This is a genomic window from Flavobacterium sp. MEB061, assembly GCF_000834715.1.
GTDB classification, from domain to species: domain Bacteria; phylum Bacteroidota; class Bacteroidia; order Flavobacteriales; family Flavobacteriaceae; genus Flavobacterium; species Flavobacterium pectinovorum.
The window spans coordinates 1-19,607 of record NZ_JXQR01000006.1 but is presented as its reverse complement, the minus strand read 5'-3'; the positions used below and the strand labels follow the sequence as shown (position 1 = coordinate 19,607).

Sequence of the window (19,607 nt, the reverse complement as noted above, 5' to 3'; positions counted from 1 at the left end):
GGAACGAGAAATCACACTAGTTGATCGACAAAGATTTACGCGCAATTAAACCCGACAGGTTTTTAAAACCTGTCGGGTTTAGCTTCACAAACCCATTGCGACATAAAGCACCTAAATCTTAACTAAAATTGAAAGTAATTTTCTAATAATTAATTTTTAAGTTAAACATCAAAACTTATCTTTGTAAATCATTTAAAAATTATCTTATAATGGTTTGGATTTTATTTTTAGTAGGCGTTGTACTTATTCTTGCTTTAGATTTGGGAGTTTTCAATAAAAACCCTCATATTATTAGTACCAAAGAAGCAAGCAAATGGACCCTTATTTGGGTTACACTTTCATTTTTATTTTCCGGAGTAATCTACTGGCTTTATACTACAGATTATATTGCAAACCCTGACGGATTAAAACCTGCCGTTGCTTCTATGAAGTTTATTACAGGTTATTTAATTGAACTTTCTTTAAGTGTTGATAATATTTTTGTTATTGCTATTATTTTCGCTTCTTTCAAAATACCACAAAAATACCAGCACCGCGTTTTATTCTGGGGAATTATTGGTGCCGTAGTTTTTCGCGGTTTAATGATTTTCTTCGGAGTTATGCTGATCAATAAATTTACATGGACAACCTATTTATTTGGTGCATTCTTATTATTTACAGCAATAAAAATGTTGTTTTCTGGCGATGATGAAGATTTTCATCCAAAAGATTCTTTTATCTATAAAGCTTTAGGAAAAGTGATTCCGATTACTTCTGAATTTGATAAAGAGAGATTTTTCATTTTAACCGAAAAAGGAAAAAAAGCGGCTACTCCACTTTTCGTTGCTTTGATTGTAATTGAAGTCATGGATGTGCTTTTTGCTGTAGACAGTGTTCCGGCAATTCTGGCTATTACCTCAGACCCTTTTTTAGTATTTAGTTCGAATATTTTTGCTATTCTTGGTTTGCGTTCTATGTACTTTTTCCTGGCAAATATGTTGGCAAAATTCAGTTATTTAGAATACAGCTTAATCGCAATTTTAAGTTTCGTTGGATTAAAAATGTTGCTTCACGATTGGATTCACGTTCCGGAATGGGCTTCTTTAGGATTCATCGCGCTATCTCTTTTAGTTGGAATTTTGGTTTCTCTTAAATTTGGAGAAGAAAAAGAATTAACAGATTTGGATCAGGAATAATTTTTTGAGACATATATTCATAAAAAAAAAGGAAATCTTGCGATTTCCTTTTTTTATTAAATCACCAATAGAAATAAAAATATACCTATAATTTAACTTTTAAAAGTAAGCTTATACTTAATTTATTATTATGTTTATCTCATTATAATTTTAAAATTTTATCATGAGAAAAAATTACATTTACCTCGTTTTACTGCTTTTATTACACATTTCAGTTTTTGGGCAAAAAGTTACACTTACTCCAACAGTAGTGAATGGAGCAAATTTTAGCGCTGGACCTATTAATTTAGCATCGGTTCCATATTCTACAATTTCACTTGGCGTTAAAGTAGAAATGCCGGCCACTGCTGCACCCGGAGATAATGGCACAATAAAAATTTACTATTCAAAAGGAGCTGCATTAGGAGCTAATGTTGCTATTAGCGGCGACGGCGGTACCCTTTATTTTGGCGGAGGCAATGTGGCTGTCAAAAGTTTTGTTATTAACCTAAATTGGAACGATTTTTTAACCTCCGGAGGATTTATATTCGCTGAATATAGAAGTGGTACCTCTTATGTGAGTTCAAATATTCCTGTTATCAAAAACACAACAATGACTGGAGGAACAACCCTAAACCCTCCTGCAGATGCTCCAAACCCATCAAATATTGCAAATACATTATGTTGTAATCAAACTATTAGACAAGGTGATAAACCAGCACCAATAACTGGATCTCAATACTTAAATCCTTACAAAGGACTTCCTTATGGAGTTAATAGCAAATGGAGTGTCGCTAATGGCACAACTATAAGTTTAGATGATGCAAACAAAATTCTAGATATAGATTATGTTACAGAATTAAAAAATCTAACAGTTACAAGGGAATTAGGTTACAGCTATGGCGGACAATTTCCAAATAAAAGTAATACTATAACAATTACAGTTGTTCCTTCTCCAATAATTTCAAATGAAATCTCTATTATCAACACACCAATAACGGACGATTTTACAGAAATAACAAATACAAATCCAAAATCCATTATTGGCGGTAGATCTGACGCTTCAGTAAATTTAAATATTTTACAAAATCCATTTCATATCCCTCAAAGAGGCGATAATATTACAACTATTGAAAGATATGCATGGGAATATACTAAAACAAATATTGCATTAGGCGGAATTAGATATTGGAAAACCATTGAAGGCGAAAATTCATCTTCATTAGATTTCTTTAATCCATCTGACGGAGTAAGTGACGAAGATAATTATTATCTAGTTAGAAGAATTGCTATTTATCAAAACATAAAGAGAGCAAGTAACTCATTAAAAATATTACTTAGAACAGTCCGAAACAATAACAATATTTGTTGCGATCAAATATTAAACATTCCTTCACCAGGAGTTGTTGACTCTCCAAACACAATAATTGGTTCAACTCCATTTATAGACGAGACAACAATGAATGGAACAAATTTAATTTACACCGTATCATATCAATGGCAAAATCAGCCAATAACTAATAGAGAATACGGAAGTTGGTCTGATATTTCAGGAGCAACGTCTAAAGATTATCTTCCATCACCTCTCAAATTTGTAACAAATCCAAGAGGCAGTTTAATAATTCAAACTACTTACAATTATAGACGACTAGCCGTAATAAATTATCAAATTACAAATAATGGTCAATTAGTAAAAGGAAACACGAAATCTTATAGTAACGAAGCAAGTGTAATCTCTTCTAATTCCACATATACATCTCCAACATTAACCGTTTATCCTAATCCAGCTTCTTCAGTTATAAATATTGAGAACAAAGGAACAGATTACATATTAGCCAATACTCAAATAAATATTGTAAATACACTAGGAGTTATAGTAAACTCAAACAATTTCTCAGTCATAAATCCAAATTTAATAAGTATAAATATTTCAAATCTAACTATAGGAACTTATTTTATAAATATTCAAACTGGAGGTAGTAATAGAAATACTCAATTAACATTCATTAAGAATAATTAATAAATCCTGTAAATAGAAAAAGGAAATCTTACGATTTCCTTTTTCTATTTACATTTATTAACGAAAAAATTACTTTAATTGTTTAACATTAGTATCATCAATGTTATACTTTTTAATTACAGCATTGTAATCAGAGTAATCTACCTTATTAACTGATTTGTTGCTAATACTAGGATCTTCACCCGGAACAATTACAATACGAAACTTTTGATTAGTTCTTAAATCAGTTGGTACAGTATTTAATTCAAATCCCTCTAGATAGAGTTCGAAATCTACTCGGCTAAAATTAAATTTATAAGTAAAAAATAAAGTCCCGTCGTCATAATAATGTGATTCTGGAATTTGAGACCAAACAGTACTTCCATTTGATACTCCAGTCGCTCTGTAAGCCAAAACTACATCACCAGGATAAAGGGTAAAACCAAAATTTATCACCTCTCCGTCTCCATTTAAAGCAAAATTAACATTATTGACATCAATAACTTGAGCAACAGTATTAACTCCTGGTTCTCCCGGAGGCCCTTCTGGTCCTTCACAGCTCGAAAATGCAACTAATCCAACAGCTGCGAAAAGTATAAATATCTTTTTCATAATTTTTATTTTTTATGGTTATATACATAAAGGTATTTCAAAAATCAAACCAAAAAAAATATTTACATCATTCTTTGTTAAAAATTCCCTTATTTTTTCGCAACCAACTGATTCTTAAGCAGAATTTTATTAAAAAATAATACATGATATGGCAATGAATTTTCCCAGTAATCCCAAGTATGAGAACCTGGTCTTTCTGTGTAATCATGTTCTACCTTATTATATACCAATCTTCGATGTAATTCTTTATTGGGTTCTATTAAAAAATCATCTACTCCGCAATCTATTATTAAAGGTAATTTGTTTGCTTTTATTTTGTCGAGCATATTGATAACGGCATAACGCTCATACATTTCAGAACTATCACTTTTGTCTCCAAAAACGGGCTGCATAAGTTTCACGACTTGCGCAGATGAATCTCTGTTTAACATTACACTCATATCTACTGCTCCACTCATACTTCCGGCAGCGCAAAACAAATCAGGATGTTTGGCAGATAAATACAACGCACCGTGCCCGCCCATAGAAAGTCCGGTTATAACTCTCCCGTTTCTATTATTAATTGTTCTGTATGTTTTATCGACTTTCTGAATCACTTCCTGAGTAATAAAAGTTTCAAACTGACTCCCTTTATTCACCGGACTGTCTAAGTAAAAACTAAAAGTTTCTCCTTCGGGCATTACGATAATTATGTTGTATTGATCTGATAAGCTTTGAACCAATTTTTTGTTTGGAGTATTTTTTAACCAATCACTAAAATGACCGTAAGCACCATGTAATAAATACATTACCGGAAAAGCAGTTTTACTTTTGCTATAAGAATTTGGCAATACAACGGCAGCTTTATAGGTTTTACTCATTGCTGTACTGGCAATTTGTAATGTATCTACTTTTGCAGCATAACTCATAGAAGAAATGCATAGGAATATAGCAAATACAAGGAATTTAAAGTTTTTCATATTGATATTTTTTTCTGATTAGGGATTGTAAATATACCTTTTTCCGAATAAAATATATGAAAAATCCGACCAGTTTATCAACATGTTTAGCTATCAACTTTAGTCTATATTTTTGTTGCCACGAATTGCACTAATTTTCCCGAATTTAATGTTGTTGTCTTTTTTTAACACATTAGAAAGATAGAATTATAAAATACCAAAAAAAGCGTTCCACTTGCATATAAGCACATTGCTATGTGTGTTATTACAAAGTGAAACGCTTTTTTAACTTATTTATACAAAGAAAAAATCTATGTTCCTACTGTGTTTAAAATTACTCACTACAGATAATTAGTGAAAATTCGTGAAATTCGTGGCAAACAAAAAAAAATTATTTAATTATAATCTTGTGCTCGTTACGGTATTGCGAAGCGCTTTTACCGGTATATTGTTTAAACGATTTACTAAAGTGGCTAAAATTATTAAAACCACTTTCGTAGCAAACTTCGTTGATTGTTATTGGTTTTTCGGCCAGAAGTTTTGAGGCGTGAACCAAACGATATTCATTAACAAACTCTGTGAATGTTTTATTTGATATTTTTTTGAAATATCGGCAAAACGAAGGCGTTGTCATACTCACCAAACTCGAAACTTCATCTATAGCAATAGATTCCTGAAAATGATCTTTTACGTAATTAAAAACCACATTAATTCGATCACTATCCTGCGTATTTAATTCGATCGCAAAACCATCGGCATTTAATATTGTGTACTCTTCTGATGAATCTAATTCATCTAAAATACTCAGGAGTGTCAGCAAACGTTCAAACGGAAGCTGATCATCCATCATCTCGATTTTTTTACCTATTCTCTTTTTGGTTTCTCCGCCAAAAGCAATTCCACCTTTAGACTGAGCCAAAATATTCTGAACCTTTTTCATTTCCGGTGCTGCAAAAAATCCACTACCCAAAAAATCAGGTTTAATATGAATCACGGTTTCATTTACATTTCCTGTTTGTTCGTTTGTAAAACCACAATGAGGTAAATTAGAACCTATCAGAATCAAACTACCATTTGTATAATAAGAAACATGGCTTCCTATTTGTCTTTTTCCTGCGCCACCATTAATATAAACCAATTCAATTTCGGGGTGATAATGCCACAAATGAGACTTAACGTTCGTCTTTTCAGCATGTTTGGTATACGTAAAAGAACTTCCGTATGAGTTGGATATCACTTCTAGAGCTGGGGCGATTGTCTTCATGATAAAAGTCTTTAAAAAATAATAGCAAATTTAACAAAAACACCTACAATAATTCATATTTTAACCTATAACGGTTTCGTAACTGCGAATATTGCATTAAAACAACTTTGTTATAAAACTTGAAATTATCAGCTTTTAGCCATTTTTTCCACTACCCATATTTTTATTGACTTTTTTTTTAATATATCGTATTTAATTCCATCTTTTAATACATATACACTATTATTGTAAGAATTTTACATGTTGTGCAGAAATGTTAATTTTTTAAAAACATTGAAAAATAATAGCTGAATTAACTAAAACACCTAAAATAATTCAAATTTTAACCTATAACGGTTTCGTAAATGAGAATATAGCACATAAATTGGAAAATAGAGTTGTGATAAAAAACAGATAACTGAAGTAATTTTACATCACAGAAATGAACTAATAATTTAAAAGAAAGACAATCATGAAAAAGATTATAAAATTAAGTTTAGTATGCGCAGTACTTTTTTCAGGAATCAGTACTTATGCAATTGATGGAAATGAAGATTTTAACCTTCATGTATTGAAAAACGGAAAAGTAATTACATTTGGTTTAAACCAAACTCAAAAAGCTAGTTTAGCTATATACGATAAAGAAGGTACATTATTCTATTCTGAAAATGCTTCAGGTAAAGATGGAATTTTAAGAACTTTCAGTCTGCAGGATTTTCCTAACGGAACTTATTTCTTGGAAATTCAAGACAATGCAAAAAAAGTAAGATATGAAATTACTGTAAATGATAATGTTACTACTTTATCTCCAAAAGCAATTTCTTCAGTTTACAAGTCATCAGATAAAAATACAAGCGTAGCAGTACGCTAAAAGAGTTTATACTTTTACAGTATAAAAATGAGGTTAGATAGTTAGTAAAGTAAAAAACAATTTTTTGTTTTGAAACAGCTCTTTGTGGTTATTGAGCTGTTTTTTTTGTTTTATACTTTTTTTGTCACGAAGGCACTAAGACACAAAGTTTAATTATTAAGCTTTGCGTCCCGAGGCTTCGGGATGCGTAAATCTTTGCGTTCTTTGCGGTAAAATCTCAAATATATTTTTGTAAGAAATCACAATAAATTTACATTCCCATGATTTAAACAAAACATTAAAAAATAATAACCATATTAACAAAAACGATAAATATAATTTAAATTTTAACCTATAACGGTTTCGTAAATGAGAATATAGCATCGAAATCAGCAAATAGAGTTGTGATAAAATCTGTAATACTAAAGTAATTTTACATCATAGAATTAGAACTATTAATTTAAAAAAACTAATACAATGAAAAATTTAAAATTAAGTTTAGTATGCGCAGTGCTTCTTTCAGGAATTAGTACTTACGCAATTGATGGAAATGCCGATTTTAACCTTCATGTGTTAAAAAATGGAAAATTAATAACGTTTGGTCTTAATCAGGTGCAAAAAGCAAACCTTGCAATTTATGATCAGGACGGAAATCAGTTCTATTCTGAAACTGCTTCAGGTAAAGAAGGAATCTTAAGAACTTTTAGTTTAGAGGATTTTCCTGATGGAGTTTATTTCCTTGAAGTTGAAGACAATGCAAAAAAAGTGAGATACGAAATTGTTGTAAACAATTCGATTACTACTTTATCTTCAAAAGCAATTTCTACAGTATACAAATCATCAGATAAAAATACTAGCGTAGCAGTACGCTAAAAAACTTTTATACTCTACATACAGTATAAAAATGAGGTTAGATAGTTAGTAAAGTAAAAAACGTGATTGTTTTAAAACAGGTCTTTGTGGTTATTGACCTGTTTTTTTATGCTTTTTATTTTGCCACGAAGACACGAAGGCACAAAGTTTTTTATTTATTCGACGCTTTGTAATTTTTTGATTTTGTATTCAATTTGGTTATTTCAGACATTCTAAAATTGTAAGAAAAAACCAAAATACAACCTGCTTCATTTTAAACAAAATGTTATATAATATTAATCATATTAACAAAAACAATAAATATAATTCAAATTTTAACCTATAACGGTTTCGTAAATGAGAATATAGCATCGAAATTAGCCAATAGAGTTGTGAGAAAAAAGTAACTACATAAGTAATTTAGCATCAGAGAATTAAAGCTAATAAACTAAAAAACTGATGTTATGAAAAATTTAAAATTAAGTTTAGTATGTGCAGTACTTTTTACAGGAATGAGTACTTATGCAATTGATGGAAATGAGGATTTTAATCTTCATGTATTAAAAGGAAATGGAAAGCTAATTACGTTTGCCCTTAATAAAGTACAAAAAGCAAAATTAGCAATTTATGATACAGACGGTACTCTTATTTATTCTGAAACTGCTTCTGGTAAAGATGGAATTTTGAGAACTTTTAGTTTAGAAGAATTTCCGGAAGGAACTTACTTCTTAGAAATTGAAGACAATGTAAAAAAAGTGAGACATGAAATTACAATTAATGACGGAACTTATGTTTTATCATCAAAAGCAGTTTCATCAGTTTATAAAGCAGGTTTTTCTGCCAAAAATACCAGCGTTGCCACACGCTAAAAAAGTTATACTTATATAGAGTATAAAATTGTGAAGTTAATTTGAAGATATTGTTTTAAAAAACAGCTCATTGTGGATATTGGGCTGTTTTTTTATGCCTAAATGTTAGTGAAAAAATCAACTCGCTTTTTTTTTGAAAAACTATTCTTAATAAATGAATACAGGCCTCGTAAGAGGCATAAAAAAAAGTTCAGGACAAAACATCCAGAACCCCAACAAATACGTACATAGTTCAAACAAAGCACAGAAAGAGTTTTAATTCAGCAACTTATGTCTTTAAAAAATAGATTTTTTTGCATAAAATTCAAATTGTATTTGTTAGTTTTACACATCCACGATTAATAATTAATTTAAAAAAACATGACAAAATTTACCAAAATGGGCCTAGTTGTTGCCGTATTTTTAACAACTATCTTTACTTATGCAATTGACGGAAAAGGTGATTATATCTTGTATATAAAAACCGGAAATGGAAAAGTAGTAAGCTTTACTTTAAATACCGTTGAAAAAGCAAATTTTTCAATTTTAGACGAAAACAATACTTTGTTGTATGCAGGAGTTCCATCTTCTGATGAAGACAATTTAGAGGTTTCAAAAACTTTAAGTTTAGAGGCTTATCCAGCCGGAACTTATTATTTACAATTGAACGAAAATGGTAAAGTAGTAAAACACAAAATTACAGTTTCAACAAAAAAGGTAAAAACAGTTGTGTTAGATGAGTCAGTAAACGAAAGTCCTGCATTTCGTCGTTAATCGTTGTTTGCCTCAAACGTAAAGCATCAGCCGCGGCTGATGCTTTTTTATTTTAATGAATAATCGTTAAAAGAATATTATTTTCCTTTTAGTAATTTTTCTAAATATTCGATTTTATCTTTTTCTGCCTGAAGCAAACGTTCGTAAAGGTTTTTATTTTCTTCTACCGTTTCCATTAATTTATCTAATGGATTGAATGTACAATTATTAAGTCCAAAATAATTATTAGGACTTTCATTAAAAGTATTGAAATAATTAATCACTCCTTCTTCCGAAAAATTCTTAATTGCTTCCACCGTTACACCAAGTGCTTTTGCCACTTCAATCAATTTTTCTTCATCAATTGTTTCGCTATTTTCTATAGCCGAAATTGCTTGTTGGTTCGTTCCTAAAGCTTGTGCCAAAGCTTCCTGTTTCATATCTCGAAGTTCACGAATACGGCTTATTTTTCGCCCTATATGATTTGGTTTTGTTAGTGTGCTCATAATTCAAAGATAATAATTAAGTGTCATAACTGGCAAAATGTAAAAAACATATTTAGCGCCGTACAATACAGCAAAAAATGATTTGCTACCGTACAATCTATCGCTTTCTTCGCCGAGTCAAACAAAAGTACGATTTTTCTTTCTATAATATATTTTGAAAGTAAAATTGTAAAATGATTAATCGATACAATTTAAAAACATACACGCCATGGAAAATGAAATTAAAAAACTAGAAAATCTTAAAATATTAGCTGCCCGATATTGCAATACATTAACGCCATCTCCTGACAAAAAAGGAACTTACACGGCTAAAATAAACATGCTAAATTATTATGAACTTGCAGCAACAATTACCGAAATTCTAAAGTTATGCATTATAGCATTAGATTATGATGCACATAAACCAGAAACTACAAAATATTCACCTATTAATGTCGGGCTAATTTTAGAAATGGTTTTAGAAATGTTTCCTACGGATGAATTTGAATTGATAACTGAAATTAATGAGATGCTTGGTGTGGATTTTGAGTGAACGGAAAACTCTTCTAAAATTAAGTATTCGCATTTGCTGTACGAAGTCTCCTGACTTCGTACATGTTGCTATATTCCGTGACAAATTTATTTTTTATTTTATTTGTAGATTATTGGAGCGGGTACTAAGTCGGCAGACTTCGCACAGCGATCATCAAATTTTATGAATGAAGACTTTGAAGAGCTGGGGGTTGTTAAATTACATTTAGTTCTTTCAAAATATCATTTTTAAATTTACTAAAAGGTCGCTTATAAAAATCTTCTTTTGCTAACTCAACCCCAAAAGCTAATCGATACAACTCTTCTTGAGAAATCGGAATTGAGGGTCCTAAAATATTAGATGATAAAATTGAAAGATATCTGTCAGAAAACCTAGATTTTAATTCAAGTAAATCCTTTAGTTCGCTAATATGAGAATTATAGACGGTTTCTAAAAACATATCTTCAAAAGTTTTTTCAATTTTAGAACCTGTTTCTGAATTTATCAAAATCCTTAAGCCACTTTTATTTTCAGAAGTATAGTCATATGTGAAATTGAAATCATCTATTATATAATCTCTATAAGGATGTACATGTGTTTTTAATTGAAATTTTTTTCCATGCTTAATATTAGAGTTACAAATTGAACAGCTTGGAATTAAATTAAAAAAAGACAGAGCCAATAATGGATTAGAATCTTTATCAAAAAAATGATCAAATTGAGGTCTTATTATTTTTTGCTTATTTTTAGTAATTACAGTATTAGTATACAAACGATTGCAATATATACAAGTTATAACATCCAAATCATAAGCCAAATCATAAGCATCATATCTTTTTACACATTTGTCAGTAAACCAATCATAATTAAAAACATATTTTATGGCTTTCAAAACTGCTGAATCATATGGAGTTAATTCTTCATTTAATTTAGCTAATAACTCAGGTGTTCCACTCAAAATATCCTCCAAATAATCATTAATTAACCTATCAAAATAATTAATCGCAATTCGATCGGTTAATTTATCAATTCTTTCAAAAATAAGAGGTAACATCTTCTCTAAATACAAATTTCTTGCGAGGACAATTTTCGAATTAGTGGGATTTATATAAATCATTTTTGAATTCGTTTTTTTAAATTTTCAAGATCCTTTATTTGTTTTTCAATCACACTTATTTGAATAATATCTTCCATTTTAGAATCATACATTTCAGCTAATTTCCTTTGCACTATTGGTTCATCAATAATTTTAATAATACTTTTATATTTTTCTGCATTTTGAATTTCATCCTTATTATCTAGCCATGTAATTATATCTTTAAGTTTTTCCTTTGCAAAATCACCAATCAATCCATCTTCAATGTAAAAAGAATCGGCAAGCAAATCAGTAATATTTGCAGCAAAAGACTTATTAGGACGTAACAAATCTTCATAGTCCAAAATCTTAGTTTCACTTGATTCCGAATCTTTATATAAATAAACTATATTTTTATTGGGTAAATCAGATAGAGTTAAAGGATCATGAGTTGTAAATAATATTTGAATTGTTGGCTTGCTTTCAATCATATTAAAAAAATAAGGAATAGTTTTTATAATTGAATTAACAAATTTCTTTTTCCAAACAGGATGAAAACCTAAATCTGCCTCATCCAATAGAAGAATATAATTTTTTGTTTGATTTAATTGTTGAGTGACTCCAGATAATTTTGAATTTAAAAAATCGTACAATCTCGAAAAAAGATTTAAAAGAGCATTTTCTCCAGAACTTAATCTTTTAGTTGTTGGCATGTAATTAATAAATCCGTCAATCCTATTATTTTTTTCCAGTGAATTTATTTTTTTATTCTCATAAAAAAAATCATAATAGTTAAATAAACTATGAATGAAATCTCTTTGTAATTGTAATATTTTAATTGCATCCTCACTGTTTACAACTAAACCTTCATTTTCAACATTTCTTTCAATTTCTATTTTATCAATTGAAGAGTAAAGTTCATGAATTAGTTGTTTTATAATTTCATAATCAAATGCTTTAATTTTATTTGCCCCCTCACTTAAATAACAACTATCAATAAACATTAAAAAAGAATCATGAGCATTTTCACGAAGGCTATCTCGTTCAAAATTTTCGTATTCAAATCTTCCTTGCGACAAGTAAGTATTCTGTTTTTCCATTTGCCGTTCTAAAACAGATATTAAATCTCCTATTATATTTCTCTTTAAAATATATTTATTTACATCTATTTGGTTTGAAACCCTGCCCTGACTCTTAAACTTTCTTACTTTATGCCAGTCACCTAATTCTTCCTTAAGCTTTTTCTTAATTACCGCTAAACCGGGTCTAAAAGAAGATGGAGTATTCCATTCTTTTTCTTCTTTATGTCCTCTTATTACTAATCTTGCATCTCCAAACTGAGGGAAATTAAAAAGATCATGAAAAATTTTTTCTTTATTAACTAAATCGGAAGCTAAAAATAGAATTTGTCTTATTGAGTTTTTAAATAGAAGCTCTTGACTAGGAGAATAATTCCATCCAGATTGAGCGCTTTTTTTATTACTTAGATCCTCCAAGTCCTCTTCCAAAAACTTATCAAAAGATATATCAAAATTATCTATATTATCAAAATTCGGATTATGCTTAAAATCAAAATGAGGCGAATAATAAATAGTTTGATAGTCACTATTTGATCTGGTTTGTGGAATTATTAAATCATTCTGAGAAGATTTAACTACAGTAGCACCTTTTCTATCATATATGGAACTAACAATTTTAATTTCATCTTTATTTTCTGTTTCAAAAAATAAAAAAGTGTTATTAATAGGAAGTGCAGAAGAGTTTTCGATAAAAAGACTTCGTATAGAATCTAATATAGATGACTTTCCTGTTCCATTTTGCCCTACAATTGCGTTTACTGTTAATAATTTACAATCAAGATTGGTTTTATCAAAAAAGCCCTCAAGAAAGTCATCGTTTTTTTTTCGAGAAATATATATAACAGAATCTTTCTTATTAAATGAATATATAAATTCTCCTCCCAGATTTATAACTTGAGGATTTTCAAATAAATACTCATGTGCATCAATATATATCGCAGCTAATCTCATATTTAATATAATTTATTTCAGCTAATATATAGAAACATTATTCTTTAGTTTTGAGGAATCCCGTAAAGTGCTAAAATTTCCAAATTACAAAACAAAAAAACCTCCCATTTCTGAGAGGTTTCCTAAATCTATATAACAATAAAATTCTACATATTCCTTCTATACTGCCCACCAACTTCAAACAAAGCCGAAGTAATCTGTCCTAACGAACAAACCTTTGTAGCTTCCATTAAATGATCGAATAAGTTTTCGTTTTTAATGGCGGCTTCTTGTAATTTATTTAAATGCTCGTTTACTTTTGCTTCGTGAAACTGGTGTAAATTATCCAGCATTGTAATTTGATATTGTTTTTCTTCTTCGGTGGCGCGAATTACTTCTGCCGGAATTACCGTTGGAGAACCTTTTGAACTCAAGAAAGTGTTAACTCCCACAATTGGGAAATCACCGTTGTGTTTTAAGGTTTCGTAATACAAACTTTCTTCCTGAATTTTAGAACGTTGATACATCGTTTCCATTGCGCCCAAAACTCCGCCACGTTCTGTGATTCGGTCGAATTCCTGTAAAACGGCTGCTTCTACTAAATCAGTCAATTCTTCGATGATAAACGATCCCTGAATTGGGTTTTCGTTTTTCGCCAAACCTAATTCCTTATTAATAATTAACTGAATCGCCATTGCTCTACGTACCGATTCTTCCGTTGGCGTTGTAATGGCTTCATCATACGCATTGGTGTGCAATGAATTACAGTTGTCGTAAATTGCATACAAAGCCTGCAAAGTCGTTCTAATATCATTAAAATCAATTTCCTGCGCGTGTAACGAACGCCCGGAAGTCTGAATATGATATTTAAGCATTTGCGCTCTTTCGTTGGCTCCGTATTTGTTTTTCATGGCTTTTGCCCAAATTTTACGTGCCACACGACCAATAACTGAATATTCAGGATCAACTCCGTTTGAGAAAAAGAATGATAAATTTGGTCCAAAATCGTTGATGCTCATTCCGCGGCTTAAGTAATATTCCACGTAAGTGAAACCATTCGAAAGCGTGAAAGCCAATTGCGTAATTGGGTTCGCTCCTGCCTCGGCAATATGATATCCTGAAATTGAAACGGAATAAAAGTTACGAACGTTTTTGGTGATAAAATATTCCTGAACGTCGCCCATTAATCGCAACGCAAATTCAGTTGAGAAAATACAAGTATTTTGTGCCTGATCTTCTTTTAAAATATCAGCCTGGACGGTTCCACGAACTTGTGATAATGTTCTGGCTTTTATTTCATTATAAACTTCCAAAGGCAAAACCTGATCTCCGGTAACGCCCAAAAGCATTAATCCTAAACCGTTGTTTCCTTCCGGTAAATCACCTTGATATTTAGGGCGCTCTAATCCGCTTTCTTTATATATTTTGTTGATTTTCGCCTCAACTTCTTTTTCTAAATCATTCTCCTTAATATAATACTCACATTGCTGATCGATTGCCGCGTTCATAAAAAAGCCCAACAACATTGGCGCTGGCCCGTTTATGGTCATACTTACAGAGGTTAACGCATGAACCAAATCAAAACCTGAATACAGTTTTTTAGCATCATCCAGACAACAAATCGAAACTCCGGCATTTCCAATTTTTCCGTAAATATCAGGACGAATATCCGGATCGTTTCCGTATAAAGTTACGCTGTCAAAAGCGGTCGAAAGTCGTTTTGCCGGCAATCCTGCGCTCACATAATGAAAACGTTTGTTGGTTCTTTCCGGTCCGCCCTCGCCCGCAAACATTCTCGACGGATCTTCGCCTTCACGTTTAAACGGATATAATCCTGAAGCAAACGGAAATTCTCCGGGAACATTTTCTTGTAAATTCCAACGTAAAATATCGCCCCAGGCTTCGTATTTTGGCAATGCAATTTTCGGAATCTGAAGGTGCGATAAACTTTCGGTATGTGTCGCGATTTTGATTTCTTTATCTCGAACTTTAAACGAGTAAACCGGATTTTTGTATTTGTTTACTTTCTCGTCCCAATTCAGGATAATTTCCCAATTGTACGGATCTAAATCCATTTTCACTTTATCGAACTGATTTAGTAAAAGATTAAGAAAGATTCGATTTTCATCATGTGCTTCGGTTGCGGTTGGCAAAACTGTTGAATCGTCAATCCCAGCTTTTGTAATTTGTGGAATTTTTCCTGAAACAGATTCTATCGTTTTAAAGATTCCATATAATTTCTGCGCTACTTTTTGCTGCGAAAGCGCACTTTCATCATAACTTCTGTTATTTTCTGCAATTTCAGATAAATAACGCGTTCTGTGTGGCGGAATCACAAAGATTTTCTCGCTCATTTCTCGCGTGATTTCAAAAGTCGAAACTAGATTTGAATCTGTTTTTTCGACAATTTTATCCATAATCGCCTTGTAAAGCGTATTCATTCCAGGATCGTTAAACTGCGAAGCGATCGTTCCAAAAACCGGCATTTCGTCTGGATTTTTATCCCATAAATTATGATTGCGCTGATATTGTTTCTTAACGTCACGAATCGCATCAAGTGCACCTCTTTTATCGAATTTATTCAAAGCCACTAAATCAGCAAAATCAAGCATGTCGATTTTTTCTAATTGTGTTGCGGCTCCAAATTCCGGCGTCATTACATATAAAGACACATCAGAATGATCCATAATTTCGGTATCGGATTGCCCGATTCCTGAAGTTTCCAGAATAATCAAATCGTATTTTGCTGCTTTTAAAACCTGAATTGCTTCAGCTACATATTTAGACAAAGCCAAATTCGACTGACGTGTTGCCAGCGAACGCATATAAACGCGAGGGTTATTTATGGCATTCATACGGATTCTGTCTCCTAAAAGCGCTCCTCCAGTTTTTCTTTTAGAAGGATCGACAGAAACCAATCCGATTGTTTTTTCAGGAAAATCAATTAAAAAACGACGAACCAATTCATCAACCAAAGATGATTTTCCGGCTCCACCCGTTCCGGTAATTCCCAAAACAGGAATTTTAGAATCGGCATTATTTTCGTGAATTTGATCAAAAACAGGTTTTGCAATTTCCGGGAAATTCTCTGCTGCCGAAATTAATCTTGCAATGGCCGTTGGTGTTTTATTCTCGATATGATCAATTTCTCCGTTTAGTTTATCTCCTATCGGAAAATCAGAACGTTCAACCAAGTCATTGATCATTCCCTGTAAACCTAAAGAACGGCCATCATCCGGAGAATAAATTCTGGTAATTCCATATTCATGTAATTCTGAAATTTCGCTTGGCAGTATTACTCCTCCTCCGCCGCCAAAAATCTTGATATGCCCCGCTCCTTTTTCATGAAGCAAGTCATACATATATTTAAAGTATTCATTGTGCCCGCCTTGGTAAGATGTCATAGCAATTGCATTTGCATCTTCCTGAATGGCGGTATTCACCACTTCTTCAACACTTCTGTCATGTCCCAGGTGAATAACTTCGACTCCGGTGGACTGAATAATGCGTCGCATGATATTAATCGCAGCATCATGTCCGTCAAAAAGAGATGCAGCAGTAACAATTCTTACTTTATTTTTAGGAATATATGGTATTTGTTGGTCCATTTTATGAATATGATAATTTTAAGGGAGCAATTTACAAAATATTTTAATATTTGTTTATACCTGAAGCTTTATGTTAATAAAAAAATCCACTCTTCATTTTCTTTCATTTCATATTTCACACTTAACATTTCACACACAAAGGGTAACAATTTTCATATCTATCGTATTTATCTTATATAAGTCTTATAAAAATGTTAATAACATGGCAATCTTGAAAGATTTAAATTTAATATAACAAACTGTTTTCCAGCACACTGAAGTAATTTAGCAATGTAAAAAAATCCCCAAATTTTTACCCAAAACTTTTATCGTCAAGTAATTAACGTAAAAATTTTAAACACAATGAAAACATTATATCCATTATCACTAATTATAGCTGCAAGTTTTTTAGTATCTTCTTTTAACACTGCAGAAAATGACATTCATTCTTCCAAAAAAGCTTCAAATATTGCAGCTGTTTACAATTCAGATACTGATAATCTGGAGAAGCTTTCAAAAGAATTCTTTAAAAAATATTCGGATTTAAAAAAGTATAAATCTGATATCATGTCATTATACAAAAAAAGAGCCTTGGGAACCATTTGGTTTGATGAAGATGAGATCAATGAATTTGGTTCTGTATTATACGAAAAAGCTAAAAAAACAAATGATTTGAATATCCCTTATCAAAAAGAAATTGACGAGCTTTTTTCTTCATCTGAAACAAAACTATCCAAAATAGATGCTGATATGCTCTTGAGTTCTTTATATGTTATTTATACTCAAAAAAATAATTCAGATTCTAAGAAAAAAATATCCTATAATGATACGCTAAAAGATTTCCTTAACTATAGCACTATCGAACAGGCAACTGCTTCAACAACAGAAAATGTTAAGGTAGAGTATGATCAATATTACAAATTACAAGATGTTCTTAAAAAATATAAAAAATTAGACCGATCAAATAAATGGAAACCTATTGTTCCGGAAGAAGTGCCTTATAAAGATTTGCGTCCCGATGCTGTTTCCAGCACTATAGCACAAGTGAGAACTCGTTTGTATTTATTAGGAGATTTAAAAAATGATTCTAAAAGTAATATTTACGATCGTGAACTGATGGATGCCGTAATGAAATATAAAGTTCGTAACGGATTTAAACCCAACTATATTTTAGCAGAAGAACATATTAAAGAAATGAATGTGCCGCTTTCTGATAAAATGGAAACGCTAAAACTTAACATGGAAAGATGTCGCGCTATTTCGGCTCAAATTGCCAGCAGCGATGAGTATGTTTTAGTAAATATTCCTTCGTACGAATTAATTTATGTTAAAAATGGAAAGATACAATTGACCTCGAATGTATTTGTTGGTGCGCCATTAACTAAAACAACCATTTTTAATGGTGAAATTGACAGAATTGTTTTTAGCCCATATTGGACGATTCCGCAAAGTATTGTAAACAATGAATTAAAAAGTAAAATGGCTGAAGATAAAAATTATCTGGCTGAAAAAAATATGGAAATAGTAAATGGTCAGGTAAGACAAAAACCAGGTCCGGACAACTCTTTAGGATTGGTAAAATTCATGTTTCCAAACCCTGATGATATCTATATGCACGATACACCATCTAAAACTTTATTTGATTTTGAAAAAAGAACTTTCAGCCATGGTTGTATAAATGTACAAAAAGCAAAAGAATTAGCGGTTGCAATGCTTGCCGATTACCCGGAATGGACTCCCGCTAAAATTGATAAAGCCATGGATGGCCAAAAAGAAAACAGTTTTAAATTATCTAAAAAAGTGCCAATCTATATTAGTTATTTTACTTCATTGGTAAATGAAAATGGTGAAGTTGGTTTCTATCAGGATGTTTATGAAAGAGATAATGAATTGGACAAAATTTTGCATACTGAAGAAGCCGTTGGCATTAAATAATATTTATTAGTCAGCACAGACTTAAGTTTTAACTAAAGATAGCTTTTTGTTACACCTTTTAGAAATTGATTTTTTGGAAGGGTAACAAGAAGCTATTTTTGTTGTTTTTATTTTTAATTATTTATCGAATAAAAGATTGTCTTAAAACACAAACTTTAAAACTTTTATAGCTAATTGATCCTACCCATAAAAAAGACCTTTGCACGTATTTTCTACAAAATATTTGAAAGTACTTTTAATTGGTTTAAAAATGAAAAAACACATATTAATTTTCAGCATTGCAGCTGTTTTTTTTATTTCCTGCAATAAATATACTTCACCTAAAACAACATCTGAAAAAAACATTCCACATCCTAAACCCCCAGAAACAAAAGCGCCTCAACGTATATTGTTTATAGGAAACAGCCAAACAGAATATTTTGTAAGCGCTCCAATAATGTTTGAAGAATTTTGCAGAGCCAATAATCAACGAATGAATGTTGACCAATTAATTACAGTTGGCGTTTCATTACAAAAAGTTTATACTACAAACAAAACAGAAGCTAATCAAAAATTTTCTAATAAAGATAAAGATGGCAATTACTACGATTATGTAGTTGTTCAGGAGGCAACTGACATAGCCTTATCTGATATAGAAAATTATAAGGCGAATGTAAAAATGATTGTCGAAAAAATACATAAAAACAGTCCAGATGTCGCCGTGTATATTTATCAGGGAATTCCACCTGTCTCTTA

15 protein-coding genes and 1 pseudogene are annotated in these 19,607 nt (G+C 31.1%); 9 read left to right on the top strand and 7 right to left on the bottom strand.

All coding sequences use genetic code 11. From position 1 onward, the window contains the following. The first annotated feature begins 206 nt into the window (after positions 1–206). Both RT99_RS02600 and RT99_RS02595 read left to right on the top strand, forming a co-directional pair. On the top strand, positions 207–1,175 hold the full coding sequence (locus RT99_RS02600) for a TerC family protein (protein ID WP_042563182.1): 969 nt from the start codon (positions 207–209) through the stop codon (positions 1,173–1,175). A 163-nt stretch (positions 1,176–1,338) separates the two neighbouring features. Beyond that, positions 1,339–3,174 (top strand): T9SS type A sorting domain-containing protein, encoded by a 1,836-nt coding sequence (locus RT99_RS02595; protein WP_042563181.1) that lies wholly within the window; start codon positions 1,339–1,341, stop codon positions 3,172–3,174. 69 nt (positions 3,175–3,243) lie between these two features. On the opposite strand, the gene RT99_RS02590 is transcribed toward RT99_RS02595, so the two are convergent. The 3 genes from RT99_RS02590 to RT99_RS02580 all read right to left on the bottom strand — a co-directional run bounded on the left by RT99_RS02590 (position 3,244) and on the right by RT99_RS02580 (position 5,967). Beyond that, positions 3,244–3,765 (bottom strand): hypothetical protein, encoded by a 522-nt coding sequence (locus tag RT99_RS02590; protein ID WP_052483516.1) that lies wholly within the window; start codon positions 3,763–3,765, stop codon positions 3,244–3,246. Positions 3,766–3,854: 89 nt separating this feature from the next. After that, a complete protein-coding gene (locus tag RT99_RS02585; RefSeq protein WP_042563180.1) occupies positions 3,855–4,724 on the bottom strand; it encodes an alpha/beta hydrolase family protein in 870 nt (289 codons plus the stop codon). 370 nt (positions 4,725–5,094) lie between these two features. Continuing rightward, positions 5,095–5,967: an AraC family transcriptional regulator gene (locus RT99_RS02580; RefSeq protein ID WP_042563179.1), complete on the bottom strand. Its 873-nt coding sequence runs from the start codon at positions 5,965–5,967 to the stop codon at positions 5,095–5,097. A gap of 451 nt (positions 5,968–6,418) precedes the next feature. On the opposite strand from RT99_RS02580, the gene RT99_RS02575 reads away from it, so the two are divergent. The 4 genes from RT99_RS02575 to RT99_RS02560 all read left to right on the top strand — a co-directional run bounded on the left by RT99_RS02575 (position 6,419) and on the right by RT99_RS02560 (position 9,270). Next, positions 6,419–6,817: a T9SS type A sorting domain-containing protein gene (locus RT99_RS02575; protein WP_042563178.1), complete on the top strand. Its 399-nt coding sequence runs from the start codon at positions 6,419–6,421 to the stop codon at positions 6,815–6,817. A 456-nt stretch (positions 6,818–7,273) separates the two neighbouring features. Further along, positions 7,274–7,669, top strand: coding sequence for a T9SS type A sorting domain-containing protein (locus tag RT99_RS02570; protein ID WP_042563177.1), 396 nt, complete (start codon positions 7,274–7,276; stop codon positions 7,667–7,669). Between the two features lie 443 nt (positions 7,670–8,112). Next, the gene (locus RT99_RS02565) at positions 8,113–8,517 is read left to right on the top strand and encodes a T9SS type A sorting domain-containing protein (RefSeq protein ID WP_042563176.1); all 405 of its coding nucleotides are present in this window, start codon (positions 8,113–8,115) and stop codon (positions 8,515–8,517) included. 360 nt (positions 8,518–8,877) lie between these two features. Beyond that, positions 8,878–9,270: a hypothetical protein gene (locus RT99_RS02560; RefSeq protein ID WP_042563175.1), complete on the top strand. Its 393-nt coding sequence runs from the start codon at positions 8,878–8,880 to the stop codon at positions 9,268–9,270. A gap of 77 nt (positions 9,271–9,347) precedes the next feature. On the opposite strand, the gene RT99_RS02555 is transcribed toward RT99_RS02560, so the two are convergent. Continuing rightward, a complete protein-coding gene (locus tag RT99_RS02555) occupies positions 9,348–9,755 on the bottom strand; it encodes a helix-turn-helix domain-containing protein (protein WP_042563174.1) in 408 nt (135 codons plus the stop codon). Positions 9,756–9,963: 208 nt separating this feature from the next. On the opposite strand from RT99_RS02555, the gene RT99_RS02550 reads away from it, so the two are divergent. Next, complete coding sequence (locus RT99_RS02550; RefSeq protein WP_042563173.1) at positions 9,964–10,287, top strand: hypothetical protein; 324 nt, start codon at positions 9,964–9,966, stop codon at positions 10,285–10,287. Between the two features lie 193 nt (positions 10,288–10,480). Here the strand turns inward: RT99_RS02550 and RT99_RS02545 are convergent, their stop codons facing one another. The 3 genes from RT99_RS02545 to RT99_RS02535 form a co-directional block, all read right to left on the bottom strand. Continuing rightward, positions 10,481–11,383 carry a hypothetical protein gene (locus RT99_RS02545; protein WP_131494891.1) on the bottom strand — a complete coding sequence of 301 codons (903 nt, stop codon included), beginning with the start codon at positions 11,381–11,383 and terminating at the stop codon, positions 10,481–10,483. Beyond that, positions 11,380–13,371: an AAA family ATPase gene (locus RT99_RS02540; protein ID WP_042563171.1), complete on the bottom strand. Its 1,992-nt coding sequence runs from the start codon at positions 13,369–13,371 to the stop codon at positions 11,380–11,382. The genes RT99_RS02545 and RT99_RS02540 overlap by 4 nt, the downstream gene beginning before the upstream one ends. Before the next feature lie 146 nt (positions 13,372–13,517). Then, positions 13,518–16,958, bottom strand: coding sequence for a methylmalonyl-CoA mutase family protein (locus RT99_RS02535; protein WP_042563170.1), 3,441 nt, complete (start codon positions 16,956–16,958; stop codon positions 13,518–13,520). A 342-nt stretch (positions 16,959–17,300) separates the two neighbouring features. Between RT99_RS02535 and RT99_RS02530 the strand changes: the two genes are divergently transcribed. Then, positions 17,301–18,872: a murein L,D-transpeptidase gene (locus RT99_RS02530; protein WP_042563169.1), complete on the top strand. Its 1,572-nt coding sequence runs from the start codon at positions 17,301–17,303 to the stop codon at positions 18,870–18,872. 250 nt (positions 18,873–19,122) lie between these two features. Further along, positions 19,123–19,607 (top strand): annotated as a pseudogene (locus RT99_RS02525) (SGNH/GDSL hydrolase family protein); the annotation flags it as partial.